This window comes from Brucella daejeonensis (genome assembly GCF_014199265.1).
GTDB lineage: Bacteria > Pseudomonadota > Alphaproteobacteria > Rhizobiales > Rhizobiaceae > Brucella > Brucella daejeonensis.
In genome coordinates this window covers 242,959-258,592 of record NZ_JACIJG010000006.1, presented here as the reverse complement: position 1 = coordinate 258,592, position 15,634 = coordinate 242,959, and the positions used below count along the sequence as shown (strand labels likewise).

Genomic DNA, 15,634 nt, shown 5'->3' with positions numbered 1-15,634 from the left:
TTTATAAAAAGGGGAACTCCGTGTCACAGGTAGAATGGGTTAAAGAACCGGCGGTAACGGCTCCGGCCGCCGCCGGACGAGAAATTTCGGCAGGCAAAAGCCTGCTTGTCGTCGGGCTGTGCTGGCTCGCCATTTTTGCCGAAGGCTACGATGTCGGGGTGATCGGTGCGATCCTGCCCGCGCTCTCGACCGATACTGTCTGGCAGTTGACGCCCATCGAACTGGGCGCGATTGGCAGCTATACCGTCATCGGCATGCTGATCGGCGGCATTCTTGCCGGTACGTTGAGCGAACTTTACGGGCGCAAGCCGTTGTTCATTGCCAGCATCGCGCTGTTTTCGCTGTGCATGATCGCCAGTGCCACGGCTCCGACGCCCTTGATCTTCGGTATCAGCCGGTTCGTAGCGGGCATCGGTCTTGGTGGCATCATTCCGGTCGCTGCCGCCCTGACGGTGGAATATTCGCCGCTGCAAAAGAAGAGCTTCAATTACGGTCTCATGTATTCGGGCTACTCGATGGGATTGCTGGCCGCAGCCCTGTGCGGACGGGCTTTTCTGGTTGAACATGGCTGGCGGTTCCTGATGCTGCTGGGTGCGATACCGCTATTGTTTGTGCCTGTCTTTATGGGACTGTTGCCGGAATCGGTGGAATCGCTCCTGCGTCGGGGTAGGCCGGATGCGGCGGCCAAAACCGCTAAGCGCATGGGTGTCGAAGTTCCTGCGAAACTGGCCAAAAAGCAGGGCGCCATCGGCTGGCGCACCGTCTTCAGTGCGATTTTCTCACCGAAGAAAGCCATGGAAACCGCCTGTTTCTGGGTGGCGCTTTTCATGGGCCTGCTGCTTGTCTACGGGCTTGCGCAATGGTTGCCGCAGATCATGCGCAAGAACGGCTATGAACTGGGCGACAGCCTGCTTTTCCTCGCCGTTTTCAGCCTCAGTGCTGCCATTGGCGGCATTGTGCTCGGCACATGGGCCGACCGTTTCGGCGTGCGCCGGACAGTGACCTGCTCCTATGCGCTGGGCGCGCTTGGCATCGCGGCGCTGGCGTTCAAAAGCTCACTTCTGCTGAACTATGTCTTCGTGGCGATTGCCGGGTTCGGAACGGTATCGGCATCGCTGGTGCTGACGGGCTATCTTGCCCAGCGCCTCGATCCGGCCATCCGCTCGGCGGGCACCGGTTGGGCGTTGAGCTTTTCACGTCTGGGCGCGTTGTCCGGGCCGATGCTTGGCGGGCTGATTGCCAGCATGAATGTCGCGCCGCAATGGAACTTCTATATTTTCGCCATTGTGGCGGCGCTTGCCGCCTGTGCGACGGCGCTCATTCCGGCGACGCCTTCGGGAGATTGACGCCGCTCAGATTTCGTTCTTGCGGATGTTATGCAGCATTTTCTGCAATGTGCCGACGAAGGCGCGGTGTTCGTCTTCGTCGATGCCTGCGAACATCTTGAGGAGGGATTCATACATTACCGGCCAGGTCTCGTCGAAAATGGCGCGGCCCTGCTCGGTGATGGAAATATCGCGGACCCGCATGTCTTCAGCGCGAGCCTGACGGCGGATGTACCCCTGTTCCTCCAGGGAATCGAGGGTTCGGCTCATCGTCGATTGCTCGGTTACGGTAAAGACCGACAATTCGTTGATGGTGGCAGAGGGGGTGACGCTCAAAACAGCGAGCGCCCGCAGCTTCGCGGTCGTGATCTGCTTTGCCTTGAGGGAGTCGGCCAGATCCGCATTATATCGCGCCATCAGCCTGTTCATCAGATAGGGTGCAAAACCGTTAAGGCCGATTTCACCGAGGGTTCGGACGACCGGCTCCTTCTCGTTCGAGGAAGCCAGTACCTGGCCTGAGAAACGTTCTTCCATGCTTTCCTCTCGTCAGGACGGGCGCTTTCATGAATGCCTGTATTTAGCTGATTTGTATCTATCAAGGCATTCCCGCGTTGAACAGTTCCTACCCGCAGGTCGAAACTTCAAACCTTGCCTTCGGCATTGCGCGCAGGGCCGGTCTTTGCCTGATCCAGATCTCTCTCGGCCATGTCCAGAACCAGCTTGATGGCTTCGATCGCCCTGGTTTCGTCCTTCATGCGCAGCGCTTCCACGAGATTGCCGTGAGCGGCGACGGCCTCGTCCCGCTTGTCCGCGATCTCGTTGGAGGTCTGGAGTGAATATTTGAGCGCCGCGCTGATCGTATGGGAAAGCTGACGGAATATCCGGTTGTGGCTGGCTTTGAACAGACAGGAATGAAACAGCACATCGGCTTCAGTGAAGGCGTTCAGATCGCTCTCGGCGTCCCGCATCATCTGCCAGGCATGTTCGAGGTCAGCGATTTCCTGGGTCGTGGCCTTGCGGGCGGCCATGATGACGGCGGCAGGTTCGATGCAACGCCGCGCTTCCAGAACACAATCGAGAAGGTTCAGTTCGATGACCCGGTCGCCCAGCCATTCGATGACCTGCGGGTCGAGGATATTCCACTCCTCATGTTCGCAGACGATCGTGCCGACACGCGAGCGCCCCCGGACAAGCCCCTTTGATTCCAGCACCTTGAGCGCCTCGCGGATGACTGTGCGGCTGACACCGTAACGCGCGCAAAGATCGTTCTCGCGCGGCAGAAAACTGCCCGGCGGGAAAGTATCCGAACAGATATCGAGCGCAAGCGCGGAAATGACGCCGTTCTTCACGCGCGGGCGCGCCGCGACGGATGAGGATTTCCGTGCCGGTTCGCTCGACGGTAATGCTGTCACTGTCAGTTCTCCACCCTGCAAGAATTGCGGCGCTGCATCGCCGGGATCTCGCGTATCGTTCGCCGCTTCATGCGCATTAAACGAAATCGATTATCCAATCCACCTCGGTCGTAAGGCATGCATTGATTTATGTTTGTATGATTATACGCATGATAAGGTAATACAACACAAATTATTCATCATACAAATGAGTTGACGCTTCCAGTCATTGAAGTTACCAATTCGAAACCGCTGAGGAGTGGCGGAAAAGTTTATGGGAGGTCATCATGAGTTTGTTTAAGGCCGCGCTCGTGGCAGGCACTGTCGCGTTTGCCAGCATAACCTCGGCCATGGCCGCGGACGTGAAGATCGGCTTTGTGGTGAAGCAGCCGGAAGAGCCCTGGTTCCAGGACGAATGGAAATTCGCCGACATGGCGGCCAAGGAGAAAGGCTTCACCCTCGTCAAGATCGCCGCGCAAGACGGTGAAAAGGTTCAGGCCGCGCTCGACAATCTCGGCGCTCAGGGCGCGCAGGGTGTGATCATCTGTACCCCGGACGTGAAGCTCGGGCCGGGTATCGTCGCCAAGGCCGCGGCGAACGATCTCAAGCTGATGACGGTCGATGACCGCCTCGTCAGTGCCGACGGCAAGCCGCTGGAAGACGTGCCGCATATGGGCATCTCGGCCACCAAGATCGGCGAGGCCGTCGGTCAGGCCATCGGCGACGAAGTGAAGAAGCGCGGCTGGGACTGGAAGGATGTCGGTGCGATACGCGTTTCCTACGATCAGTTGCCGACCGCCGTCGACCGTGTGGAAGGTGCGCTGTCGGTGATGAAGGCTGCCGGTCTGCCGGAAGCCAATGTTTTCGATGCGCCGCAGGCAAAGACGGATACGGAAGCCGCTCTCAATGCATCGACCGTGGTTCTGAACAAGAACCCGGCGATAAAATATTGGGTTGCCGTCGGTCTTAACGACGAAGCGGTTCTGGGCGCCGTGCGCGCCGCCGAAAGCGTGGGCATCCCGTCGGAAAACGTCATCGTCGTCGGTATCGGCGGATCGGATTCGGCCATCAACGAATTCAAGAAGCCTCAGCCGACCGGTTTCTTCGGCACGGTGATCATCTCGCCGAAGCGCCACGGTTACGAAACCGCGGGCAACATGTATGACTGGATCGCCAATGACAAGGAGCCGGAAAAGCTTATCCTGACCACCGGCGAACTTGCCCTGCGCGATAATTACGAGCAGGTGCGAAAGAACCTGGGCATCGAATAGTCGAGCTGGGTTTGCTGGCGCGGCCGTCGGATATTCCACGGCCGTGCCTTCCCTGAAAATGATCCCACAGTCTCCGGAGATGTCATGGACAGCTTTCTGGCGTTCAGTCATATCTCGAAATCCTATCCGGGCGTACAGGCGCTTTCGGATGTGTCCTTCAACGTGGCCAAAGGCAGCGTCCATGGCCTGATGGGCGAAAATGGCGCGGGCAAATCCACGCTGATCCGTATCCTCTCCGGCGATCAGGCCGCGAATGGTGGCACGATTTCCATCGATGGCGTCGAGCAGAAATATGCCTCCGTGCGCGATGCCTTTCAGGCGGGCGTTGTGGTGGTTCATCAGGAATTGCAGCTCGTGCCCGAACTGACGGTCGCGGAAAATCTCTGGCTCGGGCGCTTCCCCAATCGGGGCGGTGTCATCAGTTCCCGTCAGTTGCTTGATGACGTGGCGAAGAAACTTGCCGATATCGGCCTCGATATCGATCCCTCGGTCAAGGTGGCGCGCCTTTCCATCGGTGAGCGCCAGATGGTCGAGATCGCCAAGGCGGTCATGGTCGATGCGCGCGTCATTGCGCTTGACGAACCCACCTCGTCGCTTTCCTCGCGCGAAAGCGAAATCCTGTTCCGGCTGATCCGCCGGCTCAAGGCGGAAGGCAAGATTATCCTTTACGTGTCACACCGGCTGGACGAGGTCTTCGATCTCTGCGACAGTCTGACCGTCCTGCGCGACGGCAGGATCGCGGCCCATCACGGTACCCTGGAAGGCGTCACCCGCGACCGGGTGATCGCGGAAATGGTCGGTCGTGAAATCACCGACATATGGGGCTGGCGCGCCCGTCCTGTAAAAGACGAGGTGCGGTTGCGGGTTGAAAAACTCAGCGGTCCCGAGCTGCCGGAGCCGGCAAACTTCGAAGTGCGCAGCGGTGAAATCCTCGGCCTTTTCGGGCTCATCGGCGCTGGCCGTTCGGAATTGCTTCGCCTGCTCTATGGAGCCGACAGCCGCTTTGGGGGCAGCGTCGAAGTCGATGGCGCAAGGGTGGCCGCCAACAATCCGCGCAGGTCGATCGAGGCGGGCATCATGCTGTGCCCCGAAGACCGCAAGGCGGACGGCATATTGCAGGGACGTTCCATCGAGGAAAACATCGCGATTTCCGCGCGCAGGCATTTTTCTCCGATGGGCCTCATCAGTCCGCGCAAGGAAGCCGATATCGCTGAAAAGAGCATCAGGCAGTTGCGGGTGCGTACCCCGTCGCGCAAGCAGGACATCGTCCATCTGTCCGGTGGAAACCAGCAGAAGGTCATTCTCGGACGCTGGCTTTCGGAACAGAACGTCAAGGTCCTGATGGTGGACGAGCCGACGCGCGGCATCGACGTGGGCGCAAAGGCTGAAATCTACGAGATTCTCTATGGCCTCGCCGAAACCGGCATGGCGATAGTCGTCGTTTCCAGCGAGTTGCCGGAAGTGATGGGCATCTCGGACCGCATTCTCGTCATGTGCGAGGGGCGTATCGCCGCTTCCGTGGATCGTGCCGGTTTCAACGAGCACTCCATTCTTGCCGCTGCCCTGCCGGACCGCACGGCGGCCATTCAATTTGACAGTCAGAAGGTTGCATCACGATGACCGCTTTGAAAAAACTCCTTCTCGGCGAGCAGGGTCTGGTGGTGATTTTCGCCATTGCTTTTGCAGTCGTGGCGCTGACGGTGCCCAATTTCCTTACCGAGCGCAACATGCTGGGATTGCTGCAATCGGTCGTGACCATCGGCATCGTGGCCTGCACCATGATGCTTTGCCTTGCCTCGCGCGATTTCGATCTTTCGGTTGGCTCCAGCGTCGCCTTCACGGGCATGATCGCGGTGATGGTTTCCAATGCAAGCGGTTCCATCGTCGTGGGATTGATCGCCGCTCTGGGCGCGGGATTCGTGGTGGGGCTTTTCAACGGCGTGGTCATTGCACGGTTCAAGGTCAATGCGCTGATTGCAACGCTTGCCACGATGCAGATCGTGCGCGGTCTGGCGCTGATCTCCTCGGACGGTCGCGCCGTGGGGATCAACGATCCGTCCTTCTACCAGCTTGCGCTGTCGAAATTCCTCGGCGTGCCGACGCCGATCTGGGTGATGATCGTCCTGTTCATCGTGTTCGGCTTTGTGCTGAACCGCACCGTATTCGGCAAGAATACGCTTGCCATTGGCGGCAACCCGGAAGCCTCGCGTCTGGCAGGCGTTAATGTGGCGAACATGCGCATCTGGATTTTTGCGCTGCAGGGGCTGATCTGCGCCGTCGCGGGCATCCTGCTTGCCTCGCGCATTACCTCCGGCCAGCCCAATGCGGCGACGGGGCTTGAGCTTTCTGTGATTTCGGCCTGCGTGCTGGGCGGCGTTTCGCTGGCTGGCGGACGGGCCGCCATGACGGGAGTGGTCGTCGGCGTGCTCATCATGGGCATTGCGGAAAACGTGATGAACCTGTTGAACATCCAGGCCTTCTATCAGTATGTCGTGCGCGGTTTCATTCTGCTTCTGGCGGTGCTGCTCGACAATCTGCGCTCCTCCACCATCGCCTTCAGAAGCTGACGGCAGAAAAGGATTGCAGATGACGGAGAATGACGTGTTCTACGCTTTGGTCGATTGGGGCACCTCCAGTTTCCGGCTCTGGCTGGTGGCGGAAGACGGTCGCGTGCTTGGTGAAAGCAAGAGCGACGAAGGCATGATGAAGGCGGCGGAAACAGGGTTCGCCGCCGTGCTGGAGAAGCATCTTCAAAAGCTTGGTGCGCCTGCCCGTCTGCCGGTACTCGTCAGCGGTATGGCTGGCGCACGCCAGGGCTGGGTGGAAGCGCCCTACCTGTCCGTTCCCGCACGGCTCGATCGGCTGGCGGAAGGCGCGGTCCGGCTCACCGGAACGGCACGCGACATTCACATCATTCCCGGCGTGGCGCAGATTCGGGGCGACGCCGCCAATGTGATGCGCGGCGAGGAAACGCAGCTTGCCGGCATCGTCGAAACATTCCCGGACGGGCTTGTCTGTATGCCGGGCACCCACTGCAAATGGGTGAGCATCGCCGCCCGGCAGGTGACGGGCTTTACCAGTTTCATGACGGGAGAGCTTTTCGCCGTTCTGTCGCAGCATTCGATCCTCAGACATGCCGTCGACCCGTCAAGCGTTTTCGACGCCGAAACATCCGCATTCGCGAAAGCCGCCGAGCGCGGCCTGCGCGCGCCGGATGAGGCGCTGGCCATGCTGTTCCAGATAAGGGCGAGCCAGCTTCTGGGTTTCGAGCAGCACGGCGAGGGCGCGGCCCATCTGTCCGGCGTGCTGATAGGCGCCGAAGTCGGCGCGGCGCTGCGCATCCATGGCGGCGGTGAAGCCGGGCTGGTGGCATCCGAACGGCTGAACCGGCTATATGCGCCGGTCATGGAGCAGGCGGGCTTCCGCGTCCGTCTTTTCGATGGAGAAAATGTCGTCAGGGCGGGCCTGCTGGCCGCTGCCCGTTCGATCCATTCCCAGTCTGACCCTTCCGTGTCTGGAGCATGAGATGAACACCAATCCCGTCTGGCCCTCTTTGCGGCGTTCGCTTGTCGCGATCATTCGCGGCATCCGCAACGAAGAAGTGGAACCCATCCTCGCCGTATTGGTGGAGGAAGGTTTCGAGGTGATCGAAATCCCGCTGAATTCTCCGCAGCCATGGGTTTCCATCGGGCAGGCTGTAAAGCTGTTCGGCGACAGGGTGCTGATCGGCGCCGGAACGGTTCTTGCCGTGGACGACGTCGCGCGGCTTGCCGATCTCGGCGGGCGCATCATGGTCAGCCCCAATACCGATCCCGAGGTCATCGGGGCCGCTGCCGCGCGCGGACTGTATTCGATGCCCGGCTGCTATACGGCCACGGAGGCCCTTCTGGCGCTTAAAAGCGGCGCATCGGCATTGAAATTCTTCCCGGCAGGTGCGCTCGGCCCGTCGGGCATCGCCGCGATCAAGACCGTTCTGCCCGCCGGTGCGGTCGTGGGAGCCGTGGGCGGTGTGTCGGATACAAGCTTTGCCGATTATGCCAGGGTGGGTGTGCGGACTTTCGGCCTTGGCACCAGCCTTTACAGACCCGGCGACACAGTCGAGACGGTACGCGAAAATGCACGCCGCACGATTGCGGCCTACGATCGGGTTTTTCAGGGATAACATCCTGATGTACCGACGGGCTGAGAAGCGCAATATTTGTCTGCAAGCGAGCGACCCCGATGAGAATCACAAAACTGACGACCTATATCGTTCCGCCGCGCTGGCTCTTCCTGAAGATCGAAACCGACGAGGGGATTTCCGGCTGGGGCGAGCCGGTCGTCGAAGGGCGCGCCCGGACGGTTGAGGCCGCCGTGCATGAACTGTCGGACTATCTGGTCGGTAAGGACCCGCGCCTGATCGAGGATCATTGGAACGTCATGTATCGCGGCGGTTTCTATCGCGGCGGTCCCATCCTGATGAGCGCGATTGCGGGCGTCGATCAGGCGCTCTGGGATATCAAGGGCAAGGCGCTTGGTGTGCCGGTGCATGAATTGCTGGGCGGTCGATGCCGCGACCGCATCAAGGTCTATTCCTGGGTTGGCGGCGACCGTCCGTCCGATGTGGCTGCGAATGCGCGCGAAATGGTGGAGCGAGGGTTCACGGCGCTGAAGATGAACGGCGCGCAGGAACTTCAGATCGTGGATAGCCATGCCAGGATCGACGCCATTGTCGAAACCATCGGTGCGGTGCGCGCGGCGGTCGGCCCGCATATCGGCATCGGCGCCGATTTCCATGGCCGTGTTCACCGCCCGATGGCAAAAGTGCTCGCCCGCGAGTTGGATCAGTTCAAGCTCATGTTTATCGAGGAGCCGGTGCTGTCGGAAAATGTCGAGGCACTGGCCGAGATTGCCAATCATACCGCCACGCCCATTGCGCTTGGCGAAAGGCTCTATTCGCGCTGGGATTTCAAGTCGGTTCTGTCACGCGGTTTTGTGGACATCATCCAACCTGACCTTTCCCATGCGGGCGGCATCACCGAATGCCGCAAGATCGCGGCAATGGCCGAAGCCCATGATGTGGCCCTGGCGCCGCATTGCCCGCTGGGACCGATAGCGCTTGCCGCCTGTCTTCAGGTGGATGCCGTCAGCTATAATGCCTTCATTCAGGAGCAGAGCCTGAACATCCATTACAATGAGAGCAATGATATTCTCGACTACATAACCAATCGCGAGGTTTTCGAATATCGCGACGGCTATGTCGCCATCCCGCAAGGTCCGGGCCTTGGTGTCGAGATCGATGAGGATTACGTCAGGGAACGGACCCGGATCGGTCACGACTGGCGCAATCCTGTCTGGCGCCATGCCGATGGCAGTGTCGCGGAATGGTAAGGGGACAGGGGCATGGCTGACCGGCTTATCGGAAAACGGATATTCCTGACTGGCGCGGCACAGGGCATCGGCCTTGCCATGGCGCAGGCCTTCGTGCGCGAGGGCGCGGAGCTGTTCCTGATCGACATGGATATGGAACGGCTTGAACGCGAAGCGCTCCTGCTGCGCGAACAGGGCGCAGTGCTTGGCTTTGCAAAGGCCGACATTTCGGATGCAACAGCCGTGTCCGCCGTCGTAGCACAGGCGAACAGGGAGATCGGCACCGTCAACGCGCTGGTCAACAATGCCGGCATCAATGTCTTCGCCGGACCGCTGGAGACGAGCGACGAGGAATGGAACCGCTGTTTCGATGTCAATCTCAAGGGCGCGTGGAATTGCAGCAAGGCAGTGCTGCCGGGCATGATCGGGATGGGCGGCGGTGTCATCCTCAATATTGCTTCGACCCATGCCTTCACCATTATTCCGCACACATTTCCCTATCCGCTGGCGAAACATGCGCTGATGGGCATGACAAAGGCGCTGGGACTGGAATATGCGCCGCAACAGATCCGCGTGAACGCGATTGCACCCGGCTATGTCGAGACCCGGAAGACCGTCGATTACTGGAACAGTTTTCCCGATCCCGTGGCCGCGCGTGCCGAAACCATGGCGTTGCATCCCGGCGGGTACATCGCCCGACCGCATGAAATCGCAATGGCGGCAGTTTTCATGATCTCCGACGAGTGCCCCTTTATCAACGCGACCTGCCTCACCATCGACGGGGGCTTGAGCGTCCAGCAGCATCCGGCTTGAGAGCCGTTTCAAAAAGTCGCCATTTTGTCGGGGTCTATCGCTTTTGCTTGGCTCCGAGATCGCTGATTTATCGGTCTGCCGCGGCGAAATGCGCCATCTGATCCGAATAGGCCTTCACGAATGCAGGCCGCGCTTTCGCCCGCTCGACATAAGCATGACAGGCAGGATATTCCGCCAATCCGCCAAATCGGTCTACAAGGCGCAACACATCCGCCATCAGGATGTCCGCGACGGAGAAAGTCCCGACCAGCCATTCGCGCCCTTCAAGAACCGTTTCCATATGCTTCAGGCGGGCTTCGAGGAATTCATCGAAGAACTTCCTCATGGGTGTTTCGTCGGCGTTTCCGGTGAACTGGAAGAAAGACCAGGGCTGGCTTGCCGCCTCGACCGAAGCAAGCGCCGCGAAAAGCCATTGAATGACCTTGTTGCGCGCCTTCGCGTCAGATGGCATCAGCCGGGTACTCAATTCGCCCAGATGAAGCAAAATAGCTCCGCTTTCGAAGATGGTCATGTCGCCATCGGTGAGCCATGGCACCTGACCGAACGGTTGATGGGCGAAATGATCGGCCTGTCGGTCGTGAAACGGCGTACTCTTCACGCGGTAGGGCAGTCCGGCTTCTTCCAGAGCCCAACGCACGCGAATGTCGCGAACATGCCCCCGCGGCGGCTGCGGAACCCAGTCGTAGGTGGTAAGCGTCAGGTCTGCCATGCCATGCCTCCCTGTCGTTGACGATCGATTGTAACAGCTTGCGGCATTTCCGGACAATCGCAAAGGCCGGAGTGACCGCGAACAGGAAAAACATATTTCCCTTTCCGCGCGCTCCCATTATTCGTAAAGATCACAGAGAGGGGTTTTCATGCGCGGCAGCCGGAAAAAGGCGACGATCTACGATCTATCTGTTTTGTCGGGAAGTTCGCCCTCGACGGTCAGCGCCGTGCTGAATGGAACATGGCGTAAAAGGCGCATCAGTCAGGCAACGGCGGAGGCCATTCTCGATCTGGCCGCAAAGCATGATTACACGGCTAACCGGCAGGCGCAGGGGCTGCGCCATTCGCGCTCGGGGCTGGTCGGATTGCTGCTTCCACTCCACGACAACCGCTTCTTTTCCGCAATGGCGCAGACTTTCGAGGCTCATGTGCGCGCGCGGGGCCTTTGCCCGGTCGTGGTGAGTGCAAGCCGTGACCCGGAAGAGGAGCGCGAAACGGCGGAAACCCTGATTTCCTATGCCATCGACGAGCTTTTCATCTGCGGCGCGACAGATCCCGACGGTTTGCATGAATTGTGCGTCAAGGCGGCGCTGCCGCATGTGAATATCGATCTGCCCGGCTCGAAAGCACCTTCGGTGACGACCGACAATTTCGAGGGCGGCAAGATGCTGACGCTGGCAATCGTCGAATATTTCGGCAGCGAAAACCCTTTGCGTCCCGAAGAGCTTTGCCTGTTCGGCGGGCGCGACGATGAATCGACCAGGCAGCGTATCCGCGGCTTTCATCACGTGAAGCAGACCGTTATGGGGGGCGACCCCGAAGGCTGCGTTTTCCATACGGGCTATTCTCCGCCCAACACGTTGCACGCGCTCGATGAATATCGCGAACATCATGGCCATCTGCCGCGCGGGTTGTTCATCAACTCCTCGATCAATCTTGAGGGCCTGCTGCGCTATATGGTCGAGCATCCCGATGAAACGCTGAACGATCTGGTGGTGGGGTGCTACGATTATGACCCCTTTGCCTCGTTTCTTTCATTCCCCGTGATCTCGGTCCTACAGGACGTGGAGGGTATGATTGCAAAGGCGTTCGATCTGATGGAACGCCGGGTGACGGAACCGGAGCTTCATTTGATCATGCCGAAACTGATCGCCCCGCGTTCGGCAATCCCTGGACCGCTCGATGCGTTGAAGGATATCAAGTAGTTCGCCGGTCCCGCATTCGCTCATCCGCCGTTTTGTCATGAAACGTCTCCATTGAATCGTGTTGACAGACTTCCGACACTGGCGCATTATCATCGTGCACAATCGATTGTGCAAATTGTTGTGTATCGGATTATGCGAGGACCCGGTCGGGCTTGATCGTCCGACGAAAAAGATTCCGCCTGATGGGAGATGGCGGCGCAGGCAGGTGGAGGCATCGTGCAGTGCTGGTTTTGGGTGGCCCTTTGAAGGAAGGGCTGGTCGATCTGGCACATTCGACGCTGAGATTTGCCGGTGGAAATCCCCGACGAATGCCAAAAAATAACGACGATCATCAGGAGGAGAGTCATGCAGGGACTGAAAAAGACTGGGAAGATGACAGGCGCGCTGGCAGGCGTGCTGATGATGGCGGCCACTACGGCCCACGCCGAGGTAAAGGATGCAGTGGTCGGCTTTCTGATGCCCGATCAGGCTTCCACACGCTATGAAGAACGCGATTATCCGGGTTTCGCGGCCGAGATGAAGAAGCTCTGCGAAAGCTGCAAGGTGCTTTATCTCAACGCCGACGGTGACGCGACCAAGCAGCAGCAGCAGTTCAACTCGGTGATCTCGCAGGGCGCGAAGGTGATCGTGCTCGACGCTGTGGATACGGCAGCCGCCGCTTCGCTGGTCAAGCTTGCCCAGTCGCAGGACATCAAGGTCATTGCCTATGACCGTCCGATCCCGGATGCGACGTCGGATTTCTACGTTTCGTTCGACAATGAAGCCATTGGCAAATCGATTGCCGAATCGCTCGTCAAGCACCTGAAGGACAAGGGTGTTCCAACCGACAAGGGCGGTGTGCTGCAGATCAACGGTTCGCCGACCGATGCCGCCGCCGGTCTTATCAAGAACGGCATTCATGCCGGTCTGAAGGATAGCGGCTACAAGACGCTGGCCGAATTTGACACGCCGGAATGGGCGCCGAGCAAGGCACAGCAATGGGCGAGCGGCCAGATCACCCGCTTCAACGACCAGATTGTCGGCATCGTCGCCGCCAATGACGGCACGGCTGGCGGTGCGATTGCCGCGATGAAGGCCGCAGGCGTCGATCCGTTGCCGCCGGTTACCGGCAATGACGCGACTATCGCCGCGCTTCAGCTCATCATTTCGGGCGACCAGTACAACACCATCAACAAGCCGTCGGAAATCGTTGCGTCGGAAGCCGCGCGTGTTGCCGCCCAGTTGCTCAACGGCGAAAAGCCGAAGGCGGAAGCCACGCTTTACAACACGCCGTCGAAGCTTTTCGTTCCGGCGGTTGTCACGGCTGAAAACCTGAAGGCCGAAATCACCGACAAGAACATCGTTCCCGCTGCAACGCTGTGCGTCGATCGCTATGCCGAAGGCTGCAAGAAGCTTGGCATCACCAACTAAGTAACGATATGCCCGGTCGGTTCTTCGACCGGGCATACGCAATGGCCTGCCGTGCGACAGGCTGGGGAAAGTGAGATCATGTCCCAGGAAAACAATGCAGCCGCACCGTCGCGGCAGCCGGTGCTGCGGTTGAGCGGTATTTCCAAGAATTTTGGCGCTGTTTCGGCGCTGACCGATATCGATCTGGAGGTTTATCCGGGCGAAGTTGTGGCTCTGGTGGGCGACAATGGCGCGGGAAAATCGACGCTGATCAAGACGCTGGCCGGTGTGCACCAGCCGACAGAGGGCACAATCGAATTCAACGGCGAGAAGGTGGTATTGTCCTCGCCGGGCGTTGCGCTCGATCTTGGCATTGCGACGGTCTTTCAGGATCTGGCGCTGTGCGAGAATCTCGATGTTGTCGCCAATATTTTTCTGGGTCGCGAACTAAGTCCCTATCGCCTCGATGAAGTGTCGATGGAAATCAAGGCCTGGAAGCTTCTGAACGAGCTTTCCGCCCGCATTCCAAGCGTGCGCGAGCCGGTGGCGTCGCTTTCGGGCGGTCAACGCCAGACGGTGGCGATTTCGCGCTCGCTGCTGCTTGATCCAAAGCTCATCATGCTTGACGAGCCGACTGCGGCGCTCGGTGTGGCGCAGACAGCGGAAGTGCTGGATCTCATCGAGCGCGTCCGTGATCGCGGTCTTGGCGTGTTGATGATCAGCCATAATATGGAAGATGTGCGCGCTGTCGCCGACCGTATCGTGGTCCTGCGTCTTGGCCGCAACAACGGTGTTTTCTATCCCGATTCATCGAATGAGGAACTGGTCGCCGCGATTACCGGCGCTACAAGCAATTCCGTTTCCCGCCGCGCCGAACGGCGTCAGGCGCAGCACGACGCCGCTGACCGGGGAGAGGCATAATGAACAAGGCAACTGGAAAGACCCCTCTGGACAGGCAGGATGCGCGCGTGCGCCATGATGAAGGCGTGTCGGGCGCGTTGCGCGGCTTCTTCGACCGCGTTCGTTCCGGCGACCTTGGTTCGCTGCCGGTCATTGTCGGCCTCGTCATCATCTGGACCGTGTTCCAGACCCTGAACCCGGTCTTTCTGTCGAGCAATAATCTGGTCAATCTCCTGTTCGACTGCTCGACCATCGGCGTGATCTCGCTTGGTATCGTCTGCATCCTGATGCTGGGCGAAATCGATCTGTCGGTCGGGTCTGTCAGTGGCCTGGCCTCGGCCATCGTTGGCGTGTTGTGGGTCAATAATGGCTGGCCGGTGGCGTTCGCCATTCTGGCCGCGCTGTGCGCAGGCGCTGCCATCGGCCTGCTCTACGCCTTCCTCTATAACCGCTTCAGCATGCCGAGTTTCGTCTCGACGCTGGCCGGTCTGCTGGCCGCTCTCGGGCTTCAGCTTTATCTCCTTGGCAATACCGGCTCGATCAACCTGCCTTATGGCTCGTGGCTCGTCAGCTTCGGGCAGTTGCTGGTCATGCCGCGCCCGATTTCCTATGCGCTGGCGCTTGTTGCAGGGCTTGTGATCTTCCTGTCCGGCTTTCGCTCGGCCCAGCGCCGTCGCGAGGCGGGACTTTCGGCTCCCTCCAGCGCCGGTATCGCCTTCAAGGCCATCGTCATCACTTTGATAGCGGGCGGCGCGGTGTTCTATCTCAACCAGTCGCGTGGCGTGCCGTGGATGTTCGGCCTGTTCGTGGCGCTGGTCATCGCGATGAATTATGCGCTGACCCGCACCCGCTGGGGCCGTTCCATGCAGGCGGTCGGCGGCAATCGTGAAGCAGCACGGCGCGCTGGTATCAATGTCACCTTCGTCTATATTTCGGCCTTCGTGACCTGTTCGGTTCTGGCGGCGTCCGGCGGCATTCTGGCCGCGTCGCGACTGGCGTCCTCCAGCCAGCAGGCCGGCACGGGCGATGTCAATCTCAACGCCATTGCGGCGGCGGTCATCGGCGGCACCAGCCTGTTTGGTGGTCGCGGCAGCGCATGGTCGGCGCTTCTTGGCATCATCGTCATCCAGTCGATTGCCAGCGGCCTGACGCTTCTCGATCTGTCGTCGTCGCTCCGCTACATGATCACGGGCGCCGTGTTGGCGATTGCCGTCATTGTCGATTCCCTTGCACGCCGCTCGCGCCAGTCGCACGGTCGCGCTTAAATTTCAAAGGACTATAGA

Annotated in this window: 15 protein-coding genes; 12 read left to right on the top strand and 3 right to left on the bottom strand. The window is 59.6% G+C overall.

What is annotated here, in order from left to right; genetic code table 11:
• The first annotated feature begins 20 nt into the window (after positions 1-20).
• Complete coding sequence (locus FHS76_RS10155) at positions 21-1,346, top strand: MFS transporter (RefSeq protein WP_183651580.1); 1,326 nt, start codon at positions 21-23, stop codon at positions 1,344-1,346.
• A 6-nt stretch (positions 1,347-1,352) separates the two neighbouring features.
• Here FHS76_RS10155 and FHS76_RS10150 read toward each other — a convergent pair whose 3' ends face one another.
• The gene (locus FHS76_RS10150; protein ID WP_183651577.1) at positions 1,353-1,859 is read right to left on the bottom strand and encodes a MarR family winged helix-turn-helix transcriptional regulator; all 507 of its coding nucleotides are present in this window, start codon (positions 1,857-1,859) and stop codon (positions 1,353-1,355) included.
• Positions 1,860-1,966: 107 nt separating this feature from the next.
• Complete coding sequence (locus FHS76_RS10145; RefSeq protein WP_183651574.1) at positions 1,967-2,737, bottom strand: FadR/GntR family transcriptional regulator; 771 nt, start codon at positions 2,735-2,737, stop codon at positions 1,967-1,969.
• A gap of 266 nt (positions 2,738-3,003) precedes the next feature.
• On the opposite strand from FHS76_RS10145, the gene FHS76_RS10140 reads away from it, so the two are divergent.
• The 7 genes from FHS76_RS10140 to FHS76_RS10110 all read left to right on the top strand — a co-directional run bounded on the left by FHS76_RS10140 (position 3,004) and on the right by FHS76_RS10110 (position 10,149).
• Entirely contained in the window at positions 3,004-3,987 is a 984-nt protein-coding gene (locus FHS76_RS10140; RefSeq protein ID WP_183651572.1) for an arabinose ABC transporter substrate-binding protein, read from the top strand.
• A gap of 84 nt (positions 3,988-4,071) precedes the next feature.
• The gene (araG, locus tag FHS76_RS10135; RefSeq protein WP_183651569.1) at positions 4,072-5,607 is read left to right on the top strand and encodes an L-arabinose ABC transporter ATP-binding protein AraG; all 1,536 of its coding nucleotides are present in this window, start codon (positions 4,072-4,074) and stop codon (positions 5,605-5,607) included.
• Positions 5,604-6,554: an L-arabinose ABC transporter permease AraH gene (gene araH, locus FHS76_RS10130; protein ID WP_183651565.1), complete on the top strand. Its 951-nt coding sequence runs from the start codon at positions 5,604-5,606 to the stop codon at positions 6,552-6,554. Before araG ends, araH begins: the two co-directional genes overlap by 4 nt.
• A gap of 19 nt (positions 6,555-6,573) precedes the next feature.
• Positions 6,574-7,512: a 2-dehydro-3-deoxygalactonokinase gene (locus FHS76_RS10125; protein WP_183651562.1), complete on the top strand. Its 939-nt coding sequence runs from the start codon at positions 6,574-6,576 to the stop codon at positions 7,510-7,512.
• A gap of 1 nt (position 7,513) precedes the next feature.
• Entirely contained in the window at positions 7,514-8,149 is a 636-nt protein-coding gene (locus FHS76_RS10120; protein ID WP_183651560.1) for a 2-dehydro-3-deoxy-6-phosphogalactonate aldolase, read from the top strand.
• Positions 8,150-8,208: 59 nt separating this feature from the next.
• A complete protein-coding gene (gene dgoD, locus FHS76_RS10115) occupies positions 8,209-9,357 on the top strand; it encodes a galactonate dehydratase (RefSeq protein ID WP_183651557.1) in 1,149 nt (382 codons plus the stop codon).
• Positions 9,358-9,369: 12 nt separating this feature from the next.
• Complete coding sequence (locus tag FHS76_RS10110) at positions 9,370-10,149, top strand: SDR family oxidoreductase (protein ID WP_183651554.1); 780 nt, start codon at positions 9,370-9,372, stop codon at positions 10,147-10,149.
• Positions 10,150-10,216: 67 nt separating this feature from the next.
• Here FHS76_RS10110 and FHS76_RS10105 read toward each other — a convergent pair whose 3' ends face one another.
• Complete coding sequence (locus FHS76_RS10105) at positions 10,217-10,858, bottom strand: glutathione S-transferase family protein (protein ID WP_183651551.1); 642 nt, start codon at positions 10,856-10,858, stop codon at positions 10,217-10,219.
• Between the two features lie 148 nt (positions 10,859-11,006).
• Between FHS76_RS10105 and FHS76_RS10100 the strand changes: the two genes are divergently transcribed.
• From FHS76_RS10100 to FHS76_RS10085, 4 genes are all read left to right on the top strand, one after another.
• Entirely contained in the window at positions 11,007-12,062 is a 1,056-nt protein-coding gene (locus FHS76_RS10100) for a substrate-binding domain-containing protein (protein WP_183651548.1), read from the top strand.
• Positions 12,063-12,407: 345 nt separating this feature from the next.
• Positions 12,408-13,472, top strand: a complete 1,065-nt coding sequence (locus FHS76_RS10095; protein ID WP_183651545.1) for an ABC transporter substrate-binding protein — start codon at positions 12,408-12,410, stop codon at positions 13,470-13,472.
• Positions 13,473-13,550: 78 nt separating this feature from the next.
• Positions 13,551-14,372 (top strand): ATP-binding cassette domain-containing protein, encoded by an 822-nt coding sequence (locus FHS76_RS10090; protein ID WP_183651540.1) that lies wholly within the window; start codon positions 13,551-13,553, stop codon positions 14,370-14,372.
• A complete protein-coding gene (locus FHS76_RS10085; protein ID WP_183651537.1) occupies positions 14,372-15,616 on the top strand; it encodes a sugar ABC transporter permease in 1,245 nt (414 codons plus the stop codon). Before FHS76_RS10090 ends, FHS76_RS10085 begins: the two co-directional genes overlap by 1 nt.
• Positions 15,617-15,634 lie beyond the last annotated feature (18 nt).

Excerpts from the sequence above, each read along its gene's own strand:
- FHS76_RS10140 (WP_183651572.1), top strand. The coding sequence starts at position 3,004 with ATGAGTTTGTTTAAGGCCGCGCTCGTGGCAGGCACTGTCGCGTTTGCC.
- araG (WP_183651569.1), top strand. The coding sequence starts at position 4,072 with ATGGACAGCTTTCTGGCGTTCAGTCATATCTCGAAATCCTATCCGGGC.
- FHS76_RS10100 (WP_183651548.1), top strand. The coding sequence starts at position 11,007 with ATGCGCGGCAGCCGGAAAAAGGCGACGATCTACGATCTATCTGTTTTG.
- FHS76_RS10150 (WP_183651577.1), bottom strand. The coding sequence starts at position 1,859 with ATGGAAGAACGTTTCTCAGGCCAGGTACTGGCTTCCTCGAACGAGAAG.
- FHS76_RS10125 (WP_183651562.1), top strand. The coding sequence starts at position 6,574 with ATGACGGAGAATGACGTGTTCTACGCTTTGGTCGATTGGGGCACCTCC.
- FHS76_RS10095 (WP_183651545.1), top strand. The coding sequence starts at position 12,408 with ATGCAGGGACTGAAAAAGACTGGGAAGATGACAGGCGCGCTGGCAGGC.
- FHS76_RS10120 (WP_183651560.1), top strand. The coding sequence starts at position 7,514 with ATGAACACCAATCCCGTCTGGCCCTCTTTGCGGCGTTCGCTTGTCGCG.
- FHS76_RS10105 (WP_183651551.1), bottom strand. The coding sequence starts at position 10,858 with ATGGCAGACCTGACGCTTACCACCTACGACTGGGTTCCGCAGCCGCCG.
- araH (WP_183651565.1), top strand. The coding sequence starts at position 5,604 with ATGACCGCTTTGAAAAAACTCCTTCTCGGCGAGCAGGGTCTGGTGGTG.
- FHS76_RS10090 (WP_183651540.1), top strand. The coding sequence starts at position 13,551 with ATGTCCCAGGAAAACAATGCAGCCGCACCGTCGCGGCAGCCGGTGCTG.
- FHS76_RS10085 (WP_183651537.1), top strand. The coding sequence starts at position 14,372 with ATGAACAAGGCAACTGGAAAGACCCCTCTGGACAGGCAGGATGCGCGC.
- FHS76_RS10110 (WP_183651554.1), top strand. The coding sequence starts at position 9,370 with ATGGCTGACCGGCTTATCGGAAAACGGATATTCCTGACTGGCGCGGCA.
- dgoD (WP_183651557.1), top strand. The coding sequence starts at position 8,209 with ATGAGAATCACAAAACTGACGACCTATATCGTTCCGCCGCGCTGGCTC.